Below are 24202 nucleotides of genomic sequence, written 5' to 3' on the forward strand. Positions count from 1 at the left end.
AAATTGAAGGTGAGATAAAGCTTCTCGGGCGCGCCCGGTTCTTGCTGACGAAGCGACATCGAAGCAATGCCGAAGCGAAGATCCCTCTATCGTGACACCCGCGGCGGGGCGCTCGTTGAATACGCTCTCCTACTTCTGGCCATTTGCGTGCTGGGGGTAGCAGGCTGGCGGCTGCTCGGACGAAACGTCAGCGCACAAGTCGATTGTGCGACCGAAAATTTCAATGGCCAGTGCGGCGGCGGAAAAGGGAGCGGTCAAAGCGTTGCCGCGGCCGCGGGAGGTGGCGGCGCCGCGGGCGGCGGTGCGGGAGGTGGCGGTGCGGGCGGCGGGGCGAACGATCCCGCCGGAGCCCTGCCCGCGAGCCCGGCCATGGCCCTCATGGCCTTCGCATCGCCGGCAGGAGGCGGCTCCCCATCCTTCAGCGAGCAAGTCCGAGGTACGGATCCGAAACCCATCGATGGCACCTTCGCGCAGATCGCGGGCGACGTTCCGCGCGATGGCACCGGCGGCAACATCGGTGGCTTTACCCGCTTGGACGCGGCGCAGCTCGAGGCAGCCGGGATCAACCCGAGCGCGCTGAACGATCCCTCGACGGGGTTCCGCGCGGCCATCTACCGCGACGCGAACGGCAACACGGTGCTCGCCTATGCCGGCAGCCAAGATTTGAAAGATTGGAAAACGAACTTCACGCAGGGGCTCGGCTTCTCCGACGCCCAATACAATCAAGCCGTGAGCCTCGCCAAAGAGGCCAAGGCGGCATTCGGAGACAGCCTCGTCATCACGGGGCACTCGCTGGGCGGTGGTCTCGCGTCGGCGGGGGCGCTGGCGACGGGCTCGCCGGCGGTCACCTTCAATTCGTCCGGGCTCAACGACAAAACGATCCAACGCCTCGACCTCGATCCGAACGCCGCGCGCGCACAGGCCGAGAACGGGCAAGTCCGCCGCTACGCGGTGGACGGCGAAATCTTGACGAACCTGCAGGAAAACAATGTCGCCACCCGCGGCCTGATGCCCGACGCCGTCGGACGCAAGATCACATTGCCCGATCCAAAACCGCTCACCGGCTTTCAAAAGTGGATCCCGGGCGCGCGCACCAAGCACGGCGCCGACTTGCACGGCATGGGGCCGGTCCACGATTCGATGCGCAAGTGGCCCCCGTGGGGCAGCGGGTGATGGAGCGGCCCCGCGGCGGGTGCGACGGCGGCGCTCGATCGACTGTCCGGCGAGCTGCGCCGAATTTATCGCGAGCACGGTCCGGATCGGTCGGCGGCGGCACCCACGGGTGGGGCAGCGCGGGCAGCTTCTGCAGGCGCGGCAACCCAAACGTGCTCGCCGCGGATCGCCCCTCGTCCTCATCCACCCTCAGCCAGGGGTGCGACGGCCAGCTCTCGCTCGTCGCGATCGAGCCCTACCGCGACCCCCCCGAGCTGGCCATCGACCGCCCGCCGGCTATCGTCCGGTGGTGCGTCGCATGGATGCGGAGAAGCTCGCGTAGACCTGGTCGGGATCCCGCTGGGCGAGGTATCGAAAGTGGAGCGACGAAGGCGCGGGGGCCTGCGGATCGTCGAGCCACCGCGGCGCGCTCCATTGCTCCGCGACCACCGCGAGGACGGCTGGCGCGCGGACGATGAGCCAGGTCGCCTTTCCACCGCGAATGCGCGCCAAGTACGGCCGGCGAAGCACCTCCGCCACCGCATCCGCGAGGGTCGCGCCGTCGCTCACCTCGAGCACCTCGCGGTGCGGTGCATCGGCGTCGTCTCCCATGGCGACGCTATCGCGGGTGATCTCGATTTGCATGGCGACATTCTCTCGCACCGCTTTGCGAAGCGAAAGAGGGCGCGCGCACGGCGGCCCCGCCCGAGCACCGCGAAACACGCGATGGGCAGCACCATTGGATAGGATCACGGTCCGGGGGCAGCGTTTTCGAGGGAGGTCTCCCCTTTTATCGCGGTCACCGCAAGGGCTCCGTCCCCGACGGAGACGCCGAGAGCCGCTCGAGGAGCGATTTGCATTGCGTCACGCACGTCTGATCCTTTTGATCGCGGCAGATCGTCGCGAGCAGCTCGACCTCGGCGCGCACGGGGCGAGGGCCGTAGACGCGTGGTTCGAGAATCCGCCTTGCGGCGTCGGGATCGCGCAGCATGATTTTGCGGGCCTGATCCGCCGCGCTCAAACCGACGGGCATCGTCGTTTCGGACTTTGGCGTCGGGCTCGACGGCGCCTTCGGGATGGCGTACGCGGGAATCTGAAGTTCCATGTCGATGTTCTCGCCCTTGGGCTCCAGCGGTTGCCGAATCGCTGGCTCTGCAGACGCCGCCGTCATGGTCGCCGGCACGTTTCGATCGACCGTGTCCGCGGCCGGCTCTTTGGCGTCGCCATCCCCACTCGAAGCGGTCGTCGTCCCGCGCGCGGGGCGATCCGGGTCACGGGTCGAGGCCAGAGGAGCTCTCTTCGCACGGGCCTTGTCCTTCGAGCGATCGCTCGTCCCCAGATCGCCGGAGATCATCTGCATCGTCGACGCCGCCAAAGACGTCGCAGCCATCGGCGGCGACACGGCCGCCTGCGACGGTAACGGCGAGACCCCGCCCGGCGCCTCCAACGCTGCGGCACCTGGCGCAGCCGACATGGCCGATGCCGCGCTCACCCGCACCGCGGGCATCGCGGACGCCTTCGCGCTTCGCGACTTCACGTACACCCCCAACCCGACGCCCGTCAAAACCGCAACCAACGCCACCACCGCCGCGGCGACGGTGGCCCTCGATGGCGCGCGGCGCTCGACCTCCGGCAGCGCCGGGTCCACAATCGTCGCCGCATGGTCTGGATACGTGGCACCTCCAGCCGGCGTCTCCGCCGCGGGCCGCGTGCGCCATACCGGCACGGCGACGCTCGGCGTCTCCAATGGGAGCGTCCGCTGTTGGACCGTGGAGTCCCCTGCCCGCGGTTGCTCGGCCTGGGAATCGCCAGGTGCACATGACTGCGCCGGCCCAACGGCAATGGGCCGCTCATTGCTGGTCGCGCTCGGGGAAGCCTGCGCCTGGCGCACGGCCTGAACGGCGCCAATCAAATATTGCTGGGTCGTCTTCTTCGATTTAATGAAATCGGGATGAAGTGTCGCTTTGATGCCTTCGAGATCGCGGCGCAGCTCCGTAACATTCGGGTACCGCCGATCCGGCCGGGTCTCGAGGCACTTGGCCACCACGTTCTCCAACCGCTGCGGAACGAGCAGATACTCCGACAGCTTCGGGGCAGGCTGATAAAGAATGTCGTGGACGAGGTGGGACGCTCCCAAGTCGTCGCCCCTCTGACCTTCTTCATCCTTTCGCAACGCCTTTTCCTGCGGGTGTTCTCCCGTCAGCCATTCGAAGAACAGCGTACCGAACGCAAAAATGTCCGTGCGCACCGTCGCGCGCTCGCCCACGAGCTGCTCCGGGGCCGCGTAGGCCGGCGTCCCCTCGAAGGTTCGGATGCGCGCGCGCCCGTCGTCTCCCGCTGCGCCTCCCGCGTGCTGCTTCTCCTGAATTCCAAAGTCGTACAGCTTTGCGAACGGCTCACCGTTGGGCGCGACGTGAACGAAGACGTTATCCGGTTTCAGATCGCGGTGGATGATGCCGATGGCGTGCACCGCCTCCAGACCCGAGAGAAGGCTGATCCCCACGTCGAGCGCGTGCTGGATCAGCATGCCACCTTTCTCCTGGAGGATCTGCCGGCCGCTCGCGCCCTCGAGACGCTCCATGAGGATGTAAACACGGAAATGGTCGTCGGCGGTCCAACCGCAGTCGAGGAAGCGGACGACATTCGGATGCTGGATCCGACGGATGGTCATCGCCTCTTCGATCATGCGATTCGCGACGGCCGAGCGCCGCGCCAGGTGCGGATGGATGACCTTTAGGGCGGCAAGGAGCTCGTCCTGCGTCTTGACCAGGTAGACGGTCGAGAAGCCGCCGCGCCCCAAGACACCGAGGATGGTCACATTGGGGCCCGGCACATACTGCCCCACGGCATAATCGCCGGCCGCCTGGCCGTGCGCGGTGGACACGGCGAGCCCCGAGGGCTTGCGCCGATCGTCGGTGCCGGCCATTCAAGATCTCCCGCCATGAATCGCGGTAAGCCCGCCCATCATGAACAGCGCACCCAATGCGACCTCGATAGGGACCTGCGACACGCGCGCTGCCTTCATGTTCCGCGGCACTCGTTAAACTCCCTCCCCACGACCAGGGGCCGAAAATTACCACGAGCGACCTCGTGCGACCAGCCGGCGCGCACGACATGCAATCCCCACGGGTCCACCTTCGAGTAGACGATTGGACATGATGCCAAATCAACTACGGCACCAAAGCACCGAGCAAATCGCCAATGGTCGCGTCATTGGAATGCGTGATTCGAGGCAATTCCGGATGAGCAGATGTTCCCTCGGCAGCATCCGGAATGATCATCGCGCAAGCATCGATAAGAAGCGAATCGCGGCACTCCACGAGCCAGAGCCTCAGCCAAAAGTCGGCGGGGGGCTCGCTCCCGAGCGCCACCATCAGCGAACCGTGGGGCTCGAGCGACCAAGCCGCCACCGTGATGGCCGCCTCGGTCCCCATCGTGCAAGCCAAGGTCCGCAACCAGAATGCCGTGGCGGCAGCGCCTCCGGTGCCGAGCGGCAACCGCACATAGCGCCGCTCGTCCGAGTCGGCCCGACGCAACGCATGCCCCGCGTGAACGAGCGCCTCGAGTACCCGAAGGGCGGAATCCGGGCCGCGCGAAGGAAAGAGGGCCTCCCATAATCTCGGCAATTGGCCGCGAATCGTTTGCCAATTCGCAAAATCGTTCTTGATGTTGTCAATTTGAGGACCATTTGGCGCCTCAAGCGTCGAAGCGACCGATATGGCGGGGGTAAGTGATGCCGCGGTGCGGGCCTCGCGAACGGCCTCTCCGGCATGGACGAAGAAGCGTTCGCCCGCCACGGGAAGGTATGGGAGGCCCGACCCCAATATGTCTTCGCGCAAGGTCGTGACCATCATCAGCGGATATGTCCTTCCGACACTGTCGATGCTGGGGGCGAATACACCCGTTATCAGCTTTTCGCGGCGATCCCTCGGTCGAAACAGAAAGGCATGCGTGGTGCCTGTTTCATAACCGCGCTGCCACTTCTCCTTACCCTCCATGTATGCATAGCCCGTTGCGCGATCGAGCCATTCACTGAAGTCCTGCTCGTCCAGCGACAGCGTCCCCATATATTCGGGGCCCGAGCGGAGCTTACCGTAGACGCGGACGCGCGTTGCCATCATGACGACGCCTATGCCACGAGCGTGAGTGGGCCCTCAAGGATCGTTTCGATCGCGATGGCCATTTCGAGCGCACGTCGTTGCCGGACGACGGACTCGCAGGTATCGTTCCGGTCGTGGGGCATGGTCTTCGAGTCCAGATCATGGACACCGAGAGCAACACGTCGTTCGAGCGGACGTGCAGCTTTCCTGTCCGGTTCGGGCGCAATGATCTTTTCAATGTACAGCTCAACTATGGATTCGTCTCCGATCAACATGCCACCATCGACTACCGAGGCGGTGCGTTATTTTTAATTGATCACCGCAGCCGAAACGGAACCATTCTCTCGAATGGGAAGGCGGCGCCGCCGGACGAAGCCGTGCGCCTCACCGAGTATCACAATGCTTTTTCCATCGGCTGCTTGCGCATCCATGTGGAATTGGCGGACACGGTCGACGATGAGCTACCGAACACGGAGATCTCGACCATCACCGGCCGGACGCTGACTCGCCGAGTCGAAGGCGTCGAGAAGCTCGCCAAGGGCGCGGACACGGGCGCGCTGGCGGAGGAAGTACGACCTTTCGTGGAGGCGCGCCGGAGGACGCTGGCGCCGATGCTGCAAGCCATCACCGAGTGCCTCTCCGCGCTCGGCCCCAGCGCGCGCTCGGAGGCCATCGGGCAATTGGTTCGAACCTTTCCCGAGCTCGCACACGAGCTGGATTTTCGACGACTCGCCGAACACTATGGCGCGCCGTTGGGGGCGCGCGATCGGGAGGCGGCGTGCGCGCTTCAGGAGGCGCGGGACGTCGCGGAATTTTTTGGCGCGCCGCCGCTCAAGACGGTGGCGGACATCCAAGGGTTCTTTGCGAAGTCGCGCGATGTGCTCGCCCAGTTCATGCTGGCGTTCTTGCCGTTGCGCGCGGCGTTCTACCGACCGGAGTTGGAGCACACCAACGTCGAGGATCCGACGCATCATGCGCTCCTTTCGGCGCGCACCCCGGGCGAGATCGCCGAGCTCCTGCTCGATTGGAAACAACCCCACCAGGGCGCTCGCGCGCTGCGCTCCACGTTCGCGACCATGTTGGCGCACCAGGTGTCGCTCTTGAATGGCGTGATCCGAGGGACCACGGAGCTCGTTCGCGGGCTCGCACCGGGCACCATCGAGGCCGCGGTTCGCGATGGAAAGCATCGCGCGTCACGTCGATTCAGCCTCGGCCCCTGGCGCCTTTTCTGGGACGAGTACCGCCTCAAACACAGCGAGATTCCCACGGGCGATCTGCGCTCGTTTCTGCATCGCGTCTACGGTCCGGAGGTGCTGCACGGTTTCGAGACCCTCGTTGGACAGGCCGAGGCCGAGGGGCGCGCCGCCGCCAAAGTCCCCCCGTCGTCGGACGCGGGCCGCGCTCCTGCGCGCACCCGGCCAACCGAATCTGCGCCGGCCGAGACGTCGGAGCATCACGGTTCCCGACCGCGAAGTGGTCCGATGGGAACCGTGGTGATGCCGCAACCGACGGGAGGGACGCCGAGCTCGAACCCCTCGCAGCGCGCCACCGGCCAGCTCTCTCGGAAGGGGTGACCGATGGGCGACTCCTTTAAAGATGGGCAGGGCGCTGGATGGGGAGACGCTTCGGCGCCACGCGTCGGTGGACGCTTCTCCGAGTGGCTCGATTCGATCCCCGAACCTCCGGTGCGCGAACCCTCGACCCGGGGTACGACCGATCCTCTGCCGCGCAACCCCGTGATCGCCGCCGTGCGCCGGGCAGACACCGAGCCCATGGCAACGAGGCTGCCGGTCCACGCCGATGCAGCGCCCCATCTCACGTCATCGATGGAATCGTCGCAAGCCTCGAGCCCGCCCTCGACGAAGGACGGTTCGATCACACCGCCGCGCAAAGGCGTTCAGATTCGCGAGTCCGCGCGCATCGACGCCATTCTCGACCGGTTCTCCAACCCCCGCCCGCTGAACGAGCCGCCCTCGGATGCCGGGCTGCTCCCACCGGTGGTGGTGGGGCCGATGCATGTTCCGCCGGCGACGACGGCACCCGTCGAGCTGGAGTCGGTCGTGGTGCGCGATTCGATCATGAACGCTCGCCCCGTCACACGGCGGCGACCGCATCGCGAGATGACCACGGCGGAGACGGCACGTCCACCGCCGCGCGGTCGCACCGGGCGAACGATCGGGCTCGTGGTCCTCGCCGGGCTGGCCGTTGGCGCGGTGCTCGTCGCGTACCTCGTTTCGCAAGGAGACCATTCCACGTCGCGCACCGTGGAGCCCGCGTCGGCCGCAACCACCCTCGCGCAGCCGCCCGCACCATCGATCCCCACCGCGGACCCAAACGTGCCCGGTGCGGAGGTCGCCCCGCCAGTCCATGTTGGCAAACCCGCGGCGGCGCCCATCGCGCGACCTCGCGAGGTGCGTGGAAAAGCTCCGGCGGTTCCGAAGCCCGTCGACACCAACGGCAAGCAGGAAATGAAGGCCTCCGACGAGGAATGAGACATGCGGACGATCGTCACATGGAAACTCGGCATCCGCCCAGGTCGGGCCACGCCAATCGGCCGAGCTTCCGCATCACATAGGCTTCGCGTGCTTTCGCGCGCGACGTGCCTGGGCGCGCTGGTGATCTCCACGAGCACCTTGGCGGCCGATCCGGCCAAGGTGCAAGAGGCCCAGATCCGCTTCAAAGAAGGCGTGCGGTTGATGAACACTGGGGACTACGAGCACGCACGGCTCCAGTTCGCCAACGCGTACACGCTCGCGAACAACTCCGATGCCTTGTACAACCTCGGCTACACGGAGGTGAAATCGGGGCACTTCGTCGAGGGCGCCCGCCATCTGCGGCAATTCATCCACCGTCCAAAGGTCGAGCAAGCGGATATCGACAAGGCGAACAAATTCCTTTCGTCGGCGCTGGAGCACGTCGGCGACGTTACGGTCGAGACCAAGGCGAACGCCGTCATCGCGGTGGACAAAGAGAACGTCGGGCAAGCGCCCCTCCCGGATCCGGTCGCGGTGACACCCGGGAAGCACAAGATCGTGGTGCAGTTCGGCGACCAACAAGAGGCCAAGGAGTTCCAAGTCGCTGCCGGCGAGAAGCTCAAGGTAGCGCTCCTCCTCTCCGATCCGTCGACGTCGACCACGGCGGCCCTCGCGCCCGTGCAGGGTGATCCCGCGCCGGTCAAAACGACGGGGGCAGAGGGAGCGACCGTCGATATCCGGAGTGGGATCGATCGGGGCACCGCCCCCAACTCGAACCGAGAGACGAACCCGACGCGGTACTGGGTGGCCGGAGGCTTTGCGGTCGGCGCGCTGGCGCTCGCGACTGGCGGGGTGCTCTTTGGGGCGGCGTCGACCCGCGCAAAAGACGACGCCGAGGCAGCGCGCAAGACGCTGCCGGACGACAGCGCATGCCTCGACCCCGCGATCCCTGGCTGCGCCGCGCTGAAGGATTCGCGCGATTCACAGAATCGAAATGGAACGATCTCCTGGGTGATGTACGCGGGCGCGGGAGCATTCGCCGTCGCCGCCGTCGCATCCTGGGTCTTCATTTCGCCCGAGCGCGCGGCTTCGCGTTCGGTGGCAACGCCAATCGTGGGCCCCACCACGCTTGGCGCTCAATGGATGACGAGGTTCTAAACGTGCTTCACCGCAGAGGTCCCATGCACCGCTATTTGCTTCTTGGCTCCGGACTCGCTGGGCTCGCATATTTCTTCGTTCCGGGATGCGCGAGCTTTCACGAAGACGATTGCTCGACCTTTGCGACGTGCAAAAAGGGGGCGAGTATCAATGTGGATCGTGTCGTTTATGTGTCCCCCGCGGGTGAGGACTCGCGCGAGGGGACGATGGCGCTACCCGTCAAGACGATCGGCGCAGCGCTCAGTAAATTGCCGAATCGGATCCAGGTTTGTGAGGGGACGTATCCGGAGAACGTGACGATCTCCTCCCCGGTCGAGATGTCCGGGGGGTTCGATTGCGGCACGTGGCAGCCGTCGGGCAAATCGACGAAGATTGCTCCCTCGACGCGAGGCGTTGCGCTCGCGGTGCGGGACGTCGCCGAAGGTGCGGTCATCGTCTCCAATTTTGCCATCGAGGCGAAGGACGCCACCGCGCCGGGCGAGTCGAGCATCGCGTCGTTCATTGTGAATTCCGGAAATGTCATGCTTCGACGCGTTGCGCTCACCGCCGGCAAGGGAAGCTCGGCGACACCGCCGGGGACTGCAGAATCGAATTTTTCGGGGAGTACCGCGGAGGACGGCAAAGCGCCGAGCGGGATCACCGGGGGCAAGGGTGGCGAATCCCGATGCGTCGATGGTTCGCAGTCGAATGGGGGCAAGGGCGGAGATGGTGTTCCCGATTCGGCAGCGAACACGGGCGGAGATGGCCGAGCAACGCCAGCCACGACACCATTCGAGAAGCGCGATGGGAAGGGGCAAGTTGGAGGCCAGACATGCTCAGATATCTCCTCGCATCATGGCGCAGACGGCGCAGCGAAGCCCGCCGCCATGGGTGCCGCTCGTAGGAGCGGCACCTTGGGCGCAACGGGCTGGAAGGGGCAAAGCGGAGAGGACGGTCTGAACGGCAACCCGGGACAAGGCGGTGGCGGTGGTGGTGGTACGAATGCTCCGAGTGGTGGTGGTTCGATTGGTGGGGGCGGCGGCGGTGCGGGAGGTTGTGGAGGTGCGGGCGGCCCGGGTGGCGGAGCGGGGGGCTCGAGTTTTGCGCTTCTGACGTATCAATCGAAGGTCGAGCTGAAAGCATGCGCGCTCCATGCGAATGACGGGGGCAATGGTGCCGCCGGCGCCAACGGCGCCATTGGGCAAGCCGGTGGTGCTCCCCCCGCAATCACGGGATGCAATGGCGCGCGCGGAGGGAACGGCGCCGGAGGATGGGGTGGTTGGGGCGGCGCTGGGGGCCTCTCCGTGAGCATCGGATACCTCGGCATCAAACCGGAAAACGACGGAGAAACGACCATGACGTTTCGAAGTGCGGGAAAGGCCGGCGCCGGCGGCGCTGGCGGCGCTCACGGAAAGCAGCTGGACCTCGGTGGCTTGACGACCGGCAACGATGGAGAGCGCGGCGTCGACGGCATGCCAGGAGACGCCGCGCCGATGAGAGAACTGTCGCAATAGGTGTATGGCGCATACCAACGTCGGCACGATCTCCAACGATGAGCAGCGGGACGATCTGTGAACGGTCCTGTCCTCCCCATGAGCGAGTCATCCGAGACCGGCGTACCTCGGTGTTCTTGCGCCGGACACGGATCCATTCTCGGCCGGCCGCCCGCCGGCCTCGCCGGAGCACGAAGGCAAGTCCGCTCTCCGAGCTCGAGAAGGACATCGCTTACGCGTGACCGCTGAGCACGCGCACCAAACCGTAGCTGTCCTCCAAGAAGCGATACCGCACGATTTGCCCATTTCGAACCGTGAAGTGCGCCGAGAACGGCGATTCGTATATTTTGTCGACCTTCAACATACGCGACGCAAACTCGCCCGTCGCGACGGCGAGCTCCCCGTCGGCGAAAATGCCATGCAAGTCGAAGCGGACGGACTCGATGTTCGAGAGGAGCAGCCGCCAAAACGGGACCACGTCCGCGCGCCCCCTACGCCGGCCCGTCCAGGGCGCGAGCTCGCGATGGCCAGGTATGTACCAGTCCACCTCCTCCGCAAAGAGCATCGCCATCGGCTCGATATCCCTGGCCATGAGCCCCTCGTAGAATGCGAGGACCACCTTGCGTGTCGTCTCCGTGACCTTGCCTCGGGTGTCGTCGGACGTCATGACCTACCTCCAGCACGACATTTACGACGATGTGCCCCATGTAACGATTACCTCGGAGGTCATGGCCCGGCTTTGTGGCTCCGCCCGGCTAACCGGAGGTGTAGGAGTGCGAACGGTTCGAGCGAGCGTGCGGGCTCCATTTGCGCGTGGGCCCGATGAGCTCGCGCACCAGATCCACCCGATTCGAGATCCCGAGCTTTGTATAGAGCCGGCGCATGTAGGTTCGCACCGTGTTCTCGCTGAGGCCCATGAGGGCCGCAATATTGATCCGGCTATAGCCGGCGACGAGCAGGCGGGCAACCTCCTGCTCGCGCGTGGACAACTTGTCCTCCGGCCCGCTCTCGCCGTCGAGGGCCCCCAGATGAAGGATCACGCAGGCCCCCGATCCGAAGAGCGAGTCATCTTCAATGTTCGAAATACCCAGCACGGTCCGCTCGCACAATCGTGAGGTGGGTGCGATTCGATCGCCTTGGCCGCGCGCATCGTCTTGGGATATGGCCAGCGCGAAGACCTCGTCCACCAAGGGATTGACCTGCGCGGGCCAGTCGACGCCTTCTTCCGAGCTCGCGACCCATGTCACGCAGCGCTTGCCGCGATCGACGGCGAGCAGCGTTCCACCGCAGCTGGCGAGGGAGTGCAGCGCCGTGGCCTCCTTCTGCAGCTCGTTCGACTTCATATGCGCTTGCGTGGCGGCGAGAACGAAGGGCGCCACTTGTTCCGCGCGCTGGAGGTCGACCCTGGTAAAGTCCGGCTCTTCTTGCCGCCGCTCGAGGCCGCAGATGCCGAAGAGCGAGCCACTGGCATGAAGCGGTACGAGGAGGGCTCGTACGAAGGCGTCGGCCGCCGAGTTGTCTCGAAAATAGGGTAGGTTCTTGCGAATGTCGTCGGTGTAGAGCTCGACCGTCCTATAGGCGCGCCGTGCCGTGCGGACGACGTCCCTCGATTCGAGCCCGAATGCCTGCGCGAGGTTGATTCCGTCCCTTCTGCGAACGGGCTTTACGGTGTCCTCGACCATACGCCATGAATGAGCATACGACACGGTGCGATCGTCGCCGAAGCAAATGAACGCACCGGATGCAGGCACGAGACTTCGCATGGAGGCCATGAGAGAACGTTGGAAATCGGCGAGTGAATCGTATCGCTCCCGAGTTGACGAAACATCCATGGGTTGTACTCCTCGACATACGGGGAGCTCACGCCCGAGGTCAGATGCCCGCGCGGGATTCGGCGGCAGCGAGCGGGCGCGGCAATCGAACGGCCGCGGGGCTCCCCGGCCAAAGACCGCGCTCGCGTTCGTACGCCTCGCGCAGTTGTCTCGTATCGAGCCCAAGCGACGCGCGGAGCTTTCCGAGCTGCCCATCCATCAACGAACCGAACGAGACGCGGTCGAGCGGACGTGGCTTCATGCGCTTGGCTAGCTCGACCGCGATATCGAACACCCGGCGATCCATCTGCGAAAATCGATAGTCCCCGCGGTAAACGTAGCGCGAGCACAATGCGAACAAACCGTGCTGCAAGGGCGAGAGCCGCTCGCTCGAGCCCATCGTAAATCCGATGACGAAAGCTTCGTCCTGCGGCAAAGTGCCGCGGCCGAGCACGATGTGGATGCAGTCGTGCTCGAACAGATCGACGGCGCCCGCAAGTGCAACGGGGCTCGCCGGATTCTCGAGCAGCCTGACATACCATGGGATAGGCGGTACACCTTGATGGGGTATCGTTTCGTACACCCAGCGCAACGTACGATCGTCGTTGTCGAGTCCGGGGCTCCACGCGGCCAACGCAGGCGTCGCGGACGGAGTTCTTGTGTAGCGTCCCACTTCTCGCCCTCCAATTCGAGTCCTTCGTTCGTGCCGTACGGCGGCACGCATAATCAGTCTTCATTCATTCATCGTTCATCATTCATTCGTGATGCGCTCCCAGCTCGAGCAGCACCACCCCCGAGACCACCATCACGGCACCTCCGATCTGCATCGCACCCAGCTTTTCGCCGAATGCAAGCCAACTCACGACGGCGACGAACACGACACCAAACCCCGACCAGACGGCATAGGCGACGCCCAAGGGAATCCCGCGGTTGAGCGCCAAGGTCAAAAGAGCGAAGGCGCTGCCATAGCCGCCCACGATGACCGGCACGGCCCAAGGCACGGCACGCTCGCCCTTGACGAGTTTGAGGTGAGAGGTCGCGATGACCTCGAAGAGAATGGCTCCGATCAGAAACACATATCCCATTGGTGGCCCCGGATGTCGATGGCACTGCCGCGTGAGCTCGAGCGCGGCGGCTGTCAATTGGATCGCGTTCTAACGTAGTCGGCCACGGCCAACAACGGGCGAACGTCTTTTCCGAGGGGAGCGATTTCCGACATGGCGTCGTCGATCAATTTGTGTGCTTGGCGTTTGGACTCTGGGATGCCCAGCAGCTTGGGATAGGTCGCCTTCTGAGCCTTTTCATCTTTGCGCGGCGTTTTCCCCAACTCGGTTTGCGTGGCGGTGACATCCAGGACATCGTCGATGATCTGGAAGGCGAGCCCGAGATTGCGAGCATAACGAGAGAGGCGCGCCAGAGAGTCCTCGTCGGCCCCCGCCAAGATGGCCCCCGTGACGACGGCTGCCTCCAGCAGAGAGCCCGTCTTTCGGGTGTGAATGAACTCGAGGGTGTTTAGATCGATGTGCGGCTCCCCCTCGCTCTCGAGATCGGCCACTTGCCCCCCCACCAGGCCACCGACTCCGATGGAGTGCGTCACGATGTGGATCACGCGCAGCAGCCGCTCCGCGGATACCCCCTCGGTGCGGCCTACGATGAACTCAACCGCATAAATCAACAGCGCGTCGCCCGCGAGGAGGGCTATGCCTTCCCCGAAGACCTTGTGATTCGCCAACTTGCCCCGTCGATAGTCGTCGTTGTCCATCGCAGGCAAGTCGTCGTGGATCAGCGACGCCGTATGCAGCATTTCCAGTGCGCATGCGGTAGGCATTGCGACCATTCCCGCGCCGCCGAGGAGCTCGCAACTGGCGAGGCAGAGAATGGGACGCAGACGCTTTCCTCCGGAAAGGAGCGAATACTGCATCGCTTCGCAGATCTTAGCCGGGCGGGTGGTGAGAACGGCTTCTTTGAGCGCAGCTTCGACATGCGCCTGCTGAGCAGACAAATAAGTAGCCAAATCGAAAAATTTCGCTGTGGAGGTCATACCCCGCTCTCCTCGAGTTGCCATCATTCCGAGAGGAAAGCCCGCTGGCACGGGTACGGGATCGAGCCAGCAGGACGGTCGCTTGAAATCGCGATTAAAATCTTCTCCAAGGGTCGAGGTTCGACTCTTTGAGCTTTCGATATAAGAGCAAAATATACAGAGCGTCCATGACGAATGTGAAAAGATAAAGAAAATGGATCATCGGCGTCAGCGGATACGTTCTATGCATGATAACGTCTTGCACGAACGTAGCCTTCGGCCAGGGATGGGCCGGATCCGTTGTCGCTTGGACGGCCAAGTACAGGTACGCGAACAGTGTGCCAAACCATTTGAATACGGCAACATACATCGATTGCCCGCTGACATTGCCGCGGCGAAGCAACATCGCCACGAACAGGACCGACATCATGAAGTTGATGCCGAATCCATTGTAGACACCGCCGGAATCGTGAAATTCGTAGAAGCTCACATAGAGGAGCGGAAACGCCATGAGCAGCGCCGACGAGAAAATGAGCTTGAAATAGCGTTTGATGAATGGATCGTCGAAATCCGTGGCGCCATAGAGGAAGCACTGAACGGCGATGGGGACGTCGGCGAAGAACCAGATGATGCTGATTTTGTGCAGATAATCGCTGAAAGGTTCGTAAAAGAAGGCATAGCTCGCCTCCCACGAGATATTGGCGGAGAGTGCCGTAATGGGCATTCCGAATGATTTGTCTTTGAAGCCACGACGGATGACGGCAGCGTACGTTATCGTCCAGCTCACCGCACATACCGTATCGATGGAAGTCAAGAGGGTCGAGCTCACCGCCTTCCCTTTCCATTCGTCAAAGGAGCCCGCGTCCGATCGATCACGAATCATGGCGAAGCATGATTGATGAAGGCGCGTCACGGGCCGGTTCGGGGAGGGTCAGCAGGAAGCGAGCTTCGGTTCGGGGATCGTCGTGGTGTGAGTTCGATAGAATCGAGAGCACAAGCTCTTCAGCTCCTCTTTTCGACTGCTCGGATACTGCTCCAGTCGCTCCAGGAAAAGACGCTCGTACTTGTTTATTTCCGCTCGGACGCGCTCCGGCGCCTTGTCTCGGTAGAGCTTTACCAACATATGGTACGTGTTGTAATTGCCATTGTCGACGTCGTCGGCATAGTGGTCGAGGTCATTTCCGATGTCCGCGATGACTTCCACCGGCCACAAAAGAGATAGAAGCTCTTCGTCGCACGGTCTCTTCAGTACACCGAACAGCATGCAGTGGAGAAGGCGTACGTCGGAAGCTCGCAGCTCGGCGGCCCTCATGATATCGGCGTGCTCTATCACGTTGGGCGCGTTAAGTGCGGTCGGTGCGGTCGGTACGGTCGGCGCGTTGCATGCGGTCGGTGCGGTCGGCGCGTTACGTGCGGTCGGTGCAGCCGGCACGTTGGCCGAGTTGGCGGCGTTGGCGGCGCTGATCGAGGTCATCTTGTTCTCGAGCCTGACGTACTGCTCGCCCATGTCCACTTCTCGCTCGATAGCTGTATTGTACAATCGAAGCCTGCCGAGCAGGTTGATGAACTCGACCTTTTTGGCCATCAACGTATCGAAATGCTCGTTCTTCGTTTTGAAGATGTCAAGACGACGTCCGTCCTCGGCTACGTCGTCGACCCGATAGACCATGTACTCGAAGAACAGCAAGAGAGGGAGACATTTGGCGCCCTCTCTCCACGAGATCCGATGAATCGGAAAATAGAAATCGACGACGTAGTCTTTCACGATGCGCGAGGCTTTTCGTATCGCGATAAATCTGCGCGAGAGTGGTGCCATTTGATTGTTAAATAGCATTAGGTGGCTCTGTTAAGTGACGCTGTTAGGTGGCTCTGTTAGCTGTCTCTGGCCAGCAGGTGGGGTTGCGGTTAGGAGAGTGTCAAAAGAGCACGGCCGCCCATGGGAGCCCGCCCCCGAGCGTTCGCAAAAGGCCAGACCGGTGGGAGGAGCCATGAATATAGCGCGTATGCGCGATGCGGCAACTCGGAGATGACACGATTTCGTCGTGTCGTCCGAAAAAAGGTCTCTAAAGATGTGCAAAATGGGTTTGCTGTTATTGAGACGATGATGATTCGGATTGCTCAGGCGAATCGTCGTTTTACGCGATTCGTGGCGAGACGGCGCGGATTGCGCGCGTATACCTGGCGCGACATGCCGTATCATGCTGGCGAGACCGCGCTTTCGATATGCCATTTTAATCGAAGAATTTACGAATTTCGGCTGTCTGATGAAGACACCATTCGGCCGCGTGCGTGAACGAAATGCGATGTCGATGGCGCATCACACATCGATGCTTTGCATCACGGAGGTGACCTCCCACGTGGATTTCGGTGGGCTGTCACCTTCCTGTTTCCATTCGGAGTGCGCGCAACGAAGAGGCCGATCGCGCAGCCCCAGGTCGTCTCCTCCCAAACGAGATGTGTCGTGCAGCGCTTCCGCGACGTCACTCCAACGCCTCGGCGCTCGTTCCCAACCGAAGTATACGCCTCGAGAACGATGCGCGTATCGCGCTCTCTCTTTTCGTCCGACGTGCCCCGGTAGAAACCGGTCGCCTACCGACGTCAACGTCACATCGATCACATCGATCACATCGATCACATCGATCACATCGATCACATCGATCACATCGATCACAGCGACACAGCGACACGGCGAATCGATATGTCCGCTTGGCGCGATGGCGTGAATGGATACTTCGATTGGGTCGAGCCTATTCCACATTCGTGCCACTGCAACATCGGTGTCGGGGTCGATCGAGCACCGCTCTCCTCCTCGAGAGAGGCACATCGCGTGGCCCGCGCCAGCTCGCACCGGGCGACCACCTCGGGCACCACCCGAACATACGGCGCGCACAGCGCGATGAAGCACTGCGCCCCTCGCTGCGCGAGAGCGCGATCGACGAACGCCTTTCCAGTTCCCTCGGGCGAGGCCAGCACATGCTCGAGGCTCGTCGACCGCGGCAGCGTGAGCCTTTTTCCGACAGCCCCTTCGCGGGCGCTCATCGCCATTCACCCACGAAAGAACGTTATGGCGTGCATCGTCCCTTCCGTCTTCCGAAAGGGCGCCAGCACGAGCTCGAACGATCGTCGTCCATGTACGCACGATGCTCGCTCGCGCGTGAGCGGCAGGCGACGATCGTCACACGCGGAGCCTCGCGCGCGAGCACGACCATGAGCTTCGGCAACACCGTAGATTGGACGTCGTACCGCCGCGCTCGGCGGCCATCGGGATGCGGAGCGGACTAAAGGCCGAACGACCAGTTCGCCGTCACGGCGTGAATGATGGGATATTTTCCATTTTCGTTTGGCGCCGAGCGCGTGCCCGCGCCGCCGGTCGCGCGATACTCCAGTTTGAGCGCGCTCCACATGCTCGTATCGATGCGAGCGCCCACCGTTCCTTCGACCACATCGAGGGTGATGTTCGCAACGTGCCCGCTCTCGGCGGGGACGTAAAAGGGATCGCGGACGTTCGAGTTCGATTTGTTGGCGATGTACTCGCCTCGGAGGTACGGGGTCACGCGCCCGATTTGGTAGCCCAGCATGGCGAATGCAGCATACGTGCGCCACGTCTCGCCGGGGTGTCGCGAAGCGATGGCTCCGCGGCTCACCCGATGCTCGATGAGGTAGCCCTCGGCGATGAAGGTCAGGGGCACGCTCGGATACGCGATATAGGCGTTGCCAATCCACTCGTCGATGCCCTGATCGGGCAGCGCCGGGCGCGCAAAGCCATCTTCCGCGGGGATGCGCGCATAAATACCGGAGACGCCGAGCCGCAGATCGGCCGCACCGATGCCGGCGAGCTCCAACTTGACGTGACCGCCATTGACCGCGCTGAAGGCGGCGCCGTGCGTGTTGTGGCTGGTGACACTTGGGTTGCCAATGAGGTCGCGCGCGGAACCGATGGATCCAATCAGCGATAGGTTTGCCTTGCCGATGGGCACGTGCGCCCCGCTCTGCGCTCCGATCCAGTGCACGGGGAGCAGCCCGCCGTGGAGCAGCAAGAGGCGCGGCCGCTCGATGGAGAGCTGCAGCCATTTGCCGTGGTGGTAGGCCACGTTCCAATAACCAATGTCGGTGTGGAATCGCCCCGCCTCGAGAAAAAAGGCTTTGGTCGGCTTCCACCGGATGTGAAGACGTTCGAGCTCGGCGAGCGGCGCGCCGGGCTCGTATTGAAAGGTGACCTCGCTGGTCGCCAGCAATGTATCATTGAGGTCGGCGTTGAACAGCATATCGAACACGCCGACGGCAAACGCCGGATCGGGCTTGATCCCCCCCTCGCTGCGGGAGGCCGCGCCCAGCGAGATGTCGCCGAAGAGATTCAGCGCGTAGCGCGCCTTCGCGCCCCCGATGTGAATCTCTTGCAAGCTGCCTTCGGCGAACTGCTGCATGTCCGCCTTGCGCGAGGAGTGAAAGGTCATCGACAAATCATCGCCTTCTTCGGGCGGCTGTGCGGTCGATGACGCTCCCGCTACACCCGAGCGCCGCATATCGGGCGGCGTGGGGGGCGACGGCGATGGAGGAGGTGACGAAGGTGACGAAGGTGACGAAGGCGCAGGCGCCTCGGGCACCGGCGGCTCGGCGGGGCTCGGTGTCGTTTGTGCTCCCGCCATGGATATCGAAGTGACGGAAGCAGATACGCCGCAAAGAACGGCGTAGAACCAGCGATACGTCATGCGCCATCTAGTGCACGCGCATATGGGAGGGCCAAATGAACGGCCACGATCGCAACGCGCTTGGATACTTTAATTTCACCGAATGAGCAGGCGACCCGTTGGCGTTGATGGTAGTGAACGAAAGTCCGATACATAAAAACTCATCCGCCGCACGCCATCACGAGTGGAACGATGAAGAAACGACTCGCAGGAATCCTGGCAGGCACGCTCCTTTCCATTCCGACCGCCGCGCAAGCCAATGGCCGCTATCCGGCAAGCAATCAGTTTATGGTGCACCCGCGCAACCCCGACATCATCCTCGTTCGCGCGACGTTCGGCCTCATGTTGTCGAAGGATCATGGTCAATCGTTCCACTGGATTTGCGAGCAGCTCTTCAAAATCAGCGGCAATGTGGACCCTGGGGTGGCGCTGTTCGGCGATGGTTCGTATGCCATCGGCGGACTGCCTGGGCTGGCGGTCAGCCATGACGACGGCTGTTCCTTTCCATTCATCGGCGGAAGCCTGAAGGATCAATACGTCATCGATTTGGCGGTCGATGGCAGCGATCCCCGTCGCGGGGTCGCCATCACGGCTACGGATCGGCCGAGCTCCAGCCGTCATGTGCAGGTGTTCGAGACGAACGACAACGGCACCACATGGACCGCCACCAGCGCACCGCTCGATCCCGGCTACATCGTGACCACGATCGATGTGGCGCCATCGGATCCCAACGTCCTTTATGTCGGCGGCGGCGTCGTAAGCACCTCGGGGCGCCGCGGGATCGTCATCCGCAGCAACGACCGCGGGAGGACCTGGAGCGCTCCCACCTTTTCGGACCCCAATGCCATCGTCTTCTATGTCTCGGGTGTCGATCCCACCGATCCCGACCGCGTGTTCGTGCGCCAGCTCATGGCCGACCCGCAAAAGGGCGACAAGCTGCTCATCTCCCACGACGGATTCAAAACGTTCGACGTGGTGCCCGTGGAGTTTACGGCTTCGATCACCGGCACGTCGATGACGGGGTTTGCCGTTTCACCCGACGGCACGGCGGTCGCCATTGGAGGGCTCGCCGATGGCGTCTACATTGGCGCGCGTCCCAGCTCGGGCAACGACTACCGCTTCCATCGGACATCGATGACACCCGTCAATTGCTTGAAGTACGCGGACGGCGTCCTCTATGGGTGCGGCTACGCCAATCAAGAAGGCATCACCAGCTTCGTCATTGGAAAGTCCCACGATGATGGAGCCACGTGGACCCCCATGGTCAAAACGCTTCAAAACATTGCAGGACCTCTCCCGGTCAATCATTGTGCCAGCGACTCTCCCTACGCGGCCACATGTCCCGCCGCGTGGGAGCAGCAGCGGTGCATGTTCGTCAAATTCGGTGATCCTTGCATCGACGTCCGGACGGGCGACGCGGGACAAGCGGATCCCGGCTCTCCCCCGTCCGGCTCGTCCGGCGGCGGCGATTCGGGGTGCGGCATTCTTCCAAGAACCGCGCCCAAGGCCGCCATGGGTATAGCGGCATTCGTGCTCACCGTCGCCCTCATCGCCCGCAGGGTTCGTGCAGGTCGCCGGGCTGCTTAGAGCACCGAAAGAAACCCGCACCCCATGGTTCATTTCAAGCCAATCCGGTGGACAATTTGTGCGCACAACATCAGTGGTATCGAACCCCCAGCTCTTCGCTCTCCGCTCTCCGCCAATTCAAGCATCGACCATCGACGCGATTAAATGCGATTAAAATGCGATAAGCGGCGACGGCGCTCCACGGATACTCTGGAGCCTGGCTGCCATTTTCATCGCGTAAGTGGTCGAAAAAGTTTTCCCGCGCCTTGGATAATGGCTAGCTCCTCGATATACTGCTGGACGGTATGAGCGTGATGCCAAATCATCCTAGTCCAACCTCGGACGGGGTCGCTCAACTGCACTCGAAGTACCGCCCCATCCTGGAGATTGGACAGGGCGGCATGAGCCGTGTCGATCTAGCCCTGGTTCGTGGACCGGGAAAGTTCACCAAGCTGCAGGTGATCAAGCGCTTGCTGCCCACCCTGGCGACCGACTCCGACTTTCTCGAGATGTTTCTGGAAGAAGCTCGCCTTTCGGCGCGGCTGAATCATGCGAACATCGTCCAGATCAACGAGATTGATTTCGACGGCGTTCATCATTTCATGGCCATGGAGTACCTCGAGGGGCAGACCCTCGACGCCGTGGTGCGCGCGTCGTCCAAGCGCGGTGGAATACCCATGGCCATGCACTTGCGCATCATTGCCGAGGCTTGCGCAGGACTGCACTATGCGCACGAGCTTACGGACCTCGACGGCAAGCCGCTCCACATCGTTCACCGGGATGTGTCGCCGCACAATGTGATTGTCACGTACAACGGCCAGGTGAAGGTGCTCGATTTTGGCATCGCCAAAGCGGCCGATTCATCGCACCACACGCGCACAGGGGTGGTCAAAGGCAAATGCGCCTACATGGCGCCGGAACAATTCCAGCAAGGGCGCATCGACCGTCGGGCGGACATTTTTGCCCTCGGCATCATGGTTTGGCAGGCCGCGACCGGCACCCGCATGTGGAAGCGGCTCTCGGACGTGGAGATCTTTCACCGGCTGACCCTGGGGGAGATCCCTTCACCGCTCAGCGTCGATCCCTCCTTGCCCGCCGAGCTGGTAGCCATCTGCGATCGGGCCCTGGCGCTGAACTGCGAGGACCGCTTTGCGACCGCGCAAGAGCTGGGGGAGGCCATCGAGGCCTATTTGGCCACCCTACCCGACCCTCCAAGCGCGCGCGCCATTGGCAAGTACGTCGGGGAGCTCTTCGCCGAGAACCGCGCCAAGGTGAAGGCGGCCATCGACGCCGAGCTCAAACGAAGCGAGAACTCGCCGGCTACGATCAGCGACATTCCCGTTTTCGTCGATCCGGAGAGCGCGAGCAGCGACAGCGGCGCATCCGTATCCCCGTCTGCATCGCCCACGCCCCCCACGTTGCAGGTGGCCGGGGAAGACCTGCGGGGCTCAGGCGGCTACGACCCCTCGAGCCATCCGAGCCATCCGAGCGTCGATCCGAGGGAGGTAGGCCGTGGAGGATTTCAGGCTGGGTTCTTCGCGCTGCTCCTCGGAGGTGCCATCGTTCTCACGCTCGGCGCCGCGTTTGGCCTGCCGTGGTGGCACGCGAACCGTGGAACGCAAACAGCGCACCCGTTCGGCGGCGCTCCCGCGGGCGCGGCGCCCAACACAGCGCCCGGAGCGTCCGCGAACGGGGCTCCTCTTCTGGTGGTGGGCGGCGCCGGGGAGCCCGGCGCGCTCGCGAACCAAACCATCGTGCTCAAGGTCAAAGTCATTCCGCACAGCGCCAGCGTGTTCATCGACGATGTTCCGCTCTCCTCGAATCCAGGCACCGCGCGGTTCGTGCGCGACACGGTAGCGCACCGCATCGTGGCCTCCGCGACGGGGTACGCGCGGCAGCTGCTCATGGTGACCTACGATGAACCGGAGAAAGAGGTGACCATCACGCTCGACCGCGAGCAGCCGGCGGGCGCAGGCGGTTCTGCAGGTGGGGGTGGAGGACAGGCCCGTGTGACCGGACGCACGCACCGCGGAGGCGCCGCTGCCGAGACGCCACCGACGGTCATCACGCAGGGTCCCTCGACGCCAACGCCGTCATCGACCGTCTCCCCTCCGGAGCCAAGCACCCCGCCCCCGCCAACGAGCAGCGTGCTACCCACGCCCGCGCCCATGGCAACAGCGGCGCCCCCTCCGCCTGGAAACATCGACCTCGGCGGCATTCGTGCCACCATCCGCAACCACTCGGGCGAGGTGCAGGACTGCTACGACCGAGCCCATTTGGAGCGCAGCGATCTGCGTGGCCAGGTCGTGGTTTCCTCGATCATTGGCGCGCAAGGCCAGGTCCTGAGCGCCAACGTCTCGCAATCGACAGCCGATAGCGCGCGGCTCGAACAATGCTTAATCCGCGTCTTCGAGCGCTGGACCTTTCCGCAACCTGCGGGCGGGGTGAACGGCACGGTCACATACACGTTCAAGTTCAACTGACGCTCCCGGTCGGTCTCGGCTGTCCCGTCTCCCTTGTCTCGCGCGTCGGCCGAGGGCAACCGGGTGGGGTTCGATGGCGCGAACTGCTCGAAGTGGCTTTGGTTGGTGCCGCTCACCAGCGGCGTGGGCCGGCGGGGCGAAACGGCACGGTCACGTACACGTTCAACTGACGCTCCCGGTCGGTCTCGTCTCCCTTGTCTGTCCCGTCTCGCGCATCGGGAGAGGGCAACCGGGCGGGGTTCGACGGCGCGAGCTGCTCGAAGTGGCTTTGGTTGGTGCCGCTCACGAGCGGCGTGGGCCGGCGGGGTAAACTGGCACGGTCACATACATGTTCAAGTTCAACTGACGCTCCCGGTCTGTCCCGTCTCGCGCGTCGGGAGAGGGCAACCGGGCGGGGTTCGACGGCGCGAGCTGCTCGAAGCCGCTTTGGTTGGGTGCCACTCACGAGCGGCGTGGGCGTGATGAGGCACCTGAAGTGGCGGCGTTCCCGGCTTATTGAACATCTGCATCGGGTCGACGACCCGCTTACCTTATCCACTCGAGCCAATTCACAATAAATGTGCTTTGCACATAACTCTTGCGTTTAATCCACGCTTTGCAAGTCCGCATTCTGGAAATGCATATCCGACGTGATATGAACGTAGCATGAGCATTTCCACGAGCGAGAGCGCGAGCGACACCGCTCGAAGCAAATCGTCTTCGGTACCCATTCATCGATGGGCGCTGGCCGGCGTCCTCGCCACCATTGTCATGGTCATCCTCGGCGGAATCAGTCGATCCTTGGGGCTCATCGCGGGCGTCGGCGCGACGCTCATGGCCAAGTGGTTCAATCTGGTGCTGCACGGACAACCCTTCGTTGACGATGTTCGAACCGCTATGGGCGAGCCGCTGCCGACGCCCCTTGCCGTTTTGATCCATTTGGCCATTGGAGCGGGTTTTGCCGTGCTATTCGGGCTCGGCGTCCGCCGCTTTGGGCCCCCCGGCACCTCCTGGTCAAGCTCGTCAAGCTGGTGGGCCTGGTGGCCCGCGGTCGTTTTTGGCGTGGCGACATCCATCGCCAATGGGTTTCTCACATTTCCCGGCATGGGGTTTGGCATCTTCGGAGTCGACGGCCCTCCCGAGATGATGATGATCCGCACAAATTTGGTGATGCACCTTTATTATGGCCTTGGGCTCGCCCTTGCTGCCCGTTTCCTTTGCTCGCCCGCCCGCATATCGGGAGGCACCCCCGCGCCCACCGTACCGACACGTGAGGCGACCAACCGGTAAATGGCACCT

At 63.3% G+C, this 24202-nt stretch carries 21 protein-coding genes; 8 read left to right on the plus strand and 13 right to left on the minus strand.

The features are described 5' to 3' along the window. Positions 1-66 precede the first annotated feature (66 nt). Positions 67-1173 (plus strand): DUF2974 domain-containing protein, encoded by a 1107-nt coding sequence (locus LZC94_30475; GenBank protein WXB12167.1) that lies wholly within the window; start codon positions 67-69, stop codon positions 1171-1173. A gap of 276 nt (positions 1174-1449) precedes the next feature. On the opposite strand, the gene LZC94_30480 is transcribed toward LZC94_30475, so the two are convergent. The 3 genes from LZC94_30480 to tagF all read right to left on the minus strand — a co-directional run bounded on the left by LZC94_30480 (position 1450) and on the right by tagF (position 5273). Beyond that, positions 1450-1797, minus strand: coding sequence for a hypothetical protein (locus LZC94_30480; protein WXB12168.1), 348 nt, complete (start codon positions 1795-1797; stop codon positions 1450-1452). A gap of 154 nt (positions 1798-1951) precedes the next feature. Beyond that, positions 1952-4078 carry a protein kinase gene (locus tag LZC94_30485; GenBank protein WXB12169.1) on the minus strand — a complete coding sequence of 709 codons (2127 nt, stop codon included), beginning with the start codon at positions 4076-4078 and terminating at the stop codon, positions 1952-1954. Positions 4079-4322: 244 nt separating this feature from the next. After that, positions 4323-5273, minus strand: a complete 951-nt coding sequence (gene tagF / locus LZC94_30490; protein ID WXB12170.1) for a type VI secretion system-associated protein TagF — start codon at positions 5271-5273, stop codon at positions 4323-4325. A 140-nt stretch (positions 5274-5413) separates the two neighbouring features. On the opposite strand from tagF, the gene LZC94_30495 reads away from it, so the two are divergent. The 3 genes from LZC94_30495 (at position 5414) to LZC94_30505 (ending at position 8884) form a co-directional block, all read left to right on the plus strand. Further along, a complete protein-coding gene (locus LZC94_30495) occupies positions 5414-6826 on the plus strand; it encodes an FHA domain-containing protein (protein ID WXB12171.1) in 1413 nt (470 codons plus the stop codon). A gap of 3 nt (positions 6827-6829) precedes the next feature. Next, complete coding sequence (locus LZC94_30500; protein ID WXB12172.1) at positions 6830-7744, plus strand: hypothetical protein; 915 nt, start codon at positions 6830-6832, stop codon at positions 7742-7744. Between the two features lie 90 nt (positions 7745-7834). Further along, positions 7835-8884 carry a hypothetical protein gene (locus LZC94_30505; GenBank protein WXB12173.1) on the plus strand — a complete coding sequence of 350 codons (1050 nt, stop codon included), beginning with the start codon at positions 7835-7837 and terminating at the stop codon, positions 8882-8884. Between the two features lie 166 nt (positions 8885-9050). Here the strand turns inward: LZC94_30505 and LZC94_30510 are convergent, their stop codons facing one another. Then, positions 9051-9386 carry a hypothetical protein gene (locus LZC94_30510; protein ID WXB12174.1) on the minus strand — a complete coding sequence of 112 codons (336 nt, stop codon included), beginning with the start codon at positions 9384-9386 and terminating at the stop codon, positions 9051-9053. Between the two features lie 364 nt (positions 9387-9750). Here LZC94_30510 and LZC94_30515 point away from each other — a divergent pair, with 364 nt between their 5' ends. Beyond that, on the plus strand, positions 9751-10377 hold the full coding sequence (locus tag LZC94_30515) for a hypothetical protein (protein ID WXB12175.1): 627 nt from the start codon (positions 9751-9753) through the stop codon (positions 10375-10377). Between the two features lie 211 nt (positions 10378-10588). Here the strand turns inward: LZC94_30515 and LZC94_30520 are convergent, their stop codons facing one another. The 9 genes from LZC94_30520 to LZC94_30560 all read right to left on the minus strand — a co-directional run bounded on the left by LZC94_30520 (position 10589) and on the right by LZC94_30560 (position 18833). Then, positions 10589-11023 (minus strand): nuclear transport factor 2 family protein, encoded by a 435-nt coding sequence (locus LZC94_30520; GenBank protein ID WXB12176.1) that lies wholly within the window; start codon positions 11021-11023, stop codon positions 10589-10591. A gap of 88 nt (positions 11024-11111) precedes the next feature. Then, positions 11112-12119, minus strand: a complete 1008-nt coding sequence (locus LZC94_30525) for a LuxR C-terminal-related transcriptional regulator (GenBank protein WXB12177.1) — start codon at positions 12117-12119, stop codon at positions 11112-11114. A gap of 109 nt (positions 12120-12228) precedes the next feature. Next, complete coding sequence (locus LZC94_30530; protein WXB12178.1) at positions 12229-12750, minus strand: hypothetical protein; 522 nt, start codon at positions 12748-12750, stop codon at positions 12229-12231. Between the two features lie 172 nt (positions 12751-12922). Continuing rightward, entirely contained in the window at positions 12923-13252 is a 330-nt protein-coding gene (locus LZC94_30535) for an SMR family transporter (GenBank protein WXB12179.1), read from the minus strand. Between the two features lie 53 nt (positions 13253-13305). Beyond that, a complete protein-coding gene (locus LZC94_30540; protein WXB12180.1) occupies positions 13306-14208 on the minus strand; it encodes a polyprenyl synthetase family protein in 903 nt (300 codons plus the stop codon). 94 nt (positions 14209-14302) lie between these two features. Continuing rightward, complete coding sequence (locus LZC94_30545; protein ID WXB12181.1) at positions 14303-15016, minus strand: hypothetical protein; 714 nt, start codon at positions 15014-15016, stop codon at positions 14303-14305. A 102-nt stretch (positions 15017-15118) separates the two neighbouring features. Further along, a complete protein-coding gene (locus LZC94_30550) occupies positions 15119-15952 on the minus strand; it encodes a hypothetical protein (GenBank protein ID WXB12182.1) in 834 nt (277 codons plus the stop codon). A 552-nt stretch (positions 15953-16504) separates the two neighbouring features. Then, positions 16505-16858, minus strand: coding sequence for a hypothetical protein (locus LZC94_30555; protein ID WXB12183.1), 354 nt, complete (start codon positions 16856-16858; stop codon positions 16505-16507). A gap of 607 nt (positions 16859-17465) precedes the next feature. Beyond that, on the minus strand, positions 17466-18833 hold the full coding sequence (locus LZC94_30560) for a hypothetical protein (GenBank protein WXB12184.1): 1368 nt from the start codon (positions 18831-18833) through the stop codon (positions 17466-17468). A 234-nt stretch (positions 18834-19067) separates the two neighbouring features. On the opposite strand from LZC94_30560, the gene LZC94_30565 reads away from it, so the two are divergent. From LZC94_30565 to LZC94_30575, 3 genes are all read left to right on the plus strand, one after another. Continuing rightward, positions 19068-20462: a hypothetical protein gene (locus LZC94_30565; protein WXB12185.1), complete on the plus strand. Its 1395-nt coding sequence runs from the start codon at positions 19068-19070 to the stop codon at positions 20460-20462. 293 nt (positions 20463-20755) lie between these two features. Further along, entirely contained in the window at positions 20756-22924 is a 2169-nt protein-coding gene (locus LZC94_30570) for a TonB family protein (GenBank protein WXB20271.1), read from the plus strand. A 750-nt stretch (positions 22925-23674) separates the two neighbouring features. Beyond that, on the plus strand, positions 23675-24193 hold the full coding sequence (locus LZC94_30575; GenBank protein WXB12186.1) for a DUF2938 family protein: 519 nt from the start codon (positions 23675-23677) through the stop codon (positions 24191-24193). Positions 24194-24202 lie beyond the last annotated feature (9 nt).

The sequence above is a fragment of the Sorangiineae bacterium MSr11954 genome (assembly GCA_037157815.1).
Lineage (GTDB): Bacteria > Myxococcota_A > Polyangia > Polyangiales > Polyangiaceae > Pendulispora > Pendulispora albinea.

What these genes read in the sequence shown, in the direction of transcription:
- LZC94_30565 (WXB12185.1), top strand. Translation starts at nt 19,068, where the DNA reads ATGAAGAAACGACTCGCAGGAATCCTGGCAGGCACGCTCCTTTCCATT.
- LZC94_30575 (WXB12186.1), top strand. Translation starts at nt 23,675, where the DNA reads ATGGTCATCCTCGGCGGAATCAGTCGATCCTTGGGGCTCATCGCGGGC.
- LZC94_30515 (WXB12175.1), top strand. Translation starts at nt 9,751, where the DNA reads ATGGGTGCCGCTCGTAGGAGCGGCACCTTGGGCGCAACGGGCTGGAAG.
- LZC94_30570 (WXB20271.1), top strand. Translation starts at nt 20,756, where the DNA reads ATGCCAAATCATCCTAGTCCAACCTCGGACGGGGTCGCTCAACTGCAC.
- LZC94_30485 (WXB12169.1), bottom strand. Translation starts at nt 4,078, where the DNA reads ATGGCCGGCACCGACGATCGGCGCAAGCCCTCGGGGCTCGCCGTGTCC.
- LZC94_30475 (WXB12167.1), top strand. Translation starts at nt 67, where the DNA reads ATGCCGAAGCGAAGATCCCTCTATCGTGACACCCGCGGCGGGGCGCTC.
- LZC94_30510 (WXB12174.1), bottom strand. Translation starts at nt 9,386, where the DNA reads ATGAACGACGCGATGCTCGACTCGCCCGGCGCGGTGGCGTCCTTCGCC.
- tagF (WXB12170.1), bottom strand. Translation starts at nt 5,273, where the DNA reads ATGATGGCAACGCGCGTCCGCGTCTACGGTAAGCTCCGCTCGGGCCCC.
- LZC94_30520 (WXB12176.1), bottom strand. Translation starts at nt 11,023, where the DNA reads ATGACGTCCGACGACACCCGAGGCAAGGTCACGGAGACGACACGCAAG.
- LZC94_30525 (WXB12177.1), bottom strand. Translation starts at nt 12,119, where the DNA reads ATGCGAAGTCTCGTGCCTGCATCCGGTGCGTTCATTTGCTTCGGCGAC.
- LZC94_30535 (WXB12179.1), bottom strand. Translation starts at nt 13,252, where the DNA reads ATGGGATATGTGTTTCTGATCGGAGCCATTCTCTTCGAGGTCATCGCG.
- LZC94_30480 (WXB12168.1), bottom strand. Translation starts at nt 1,797, where the DNA reads ATGCAAATCGAGATCACCCGCGATAGCGTCGCCATGGGAGACGACGCC.
- LZC94_30540 (WXB12180.1), bottom strand. Translation starts at nt 14,208, where the DNA reads ATGACCTCCACAGCGAAATTTTTCGATTTGGCTACTTATTTGTCTGCT.
- LZC94_30495 (WXB12171.1), top strand. Translation starts at nt 5,414, where the DNA reads ATGGACACCGAGAGCAACACGTCGTTCGAGCGGACGTGCAGCTTTCCT.
- LZC94_30500 (WXB12172.1), top strand. Translation starts at nt 6,830, where the DNA reads ATGGGCGACTCCTTTAAAGATGGGCAGGGCGCTGGATGGGGAGACGCT.
- LZC94_30560 (WXB12184.1), bottom strand. Translation starts at nt 18,833, where the DNA reads ATGGCGGGAGCACAAACGACACCGAGCCCCGCCGAGCCGCCGGTGCCC.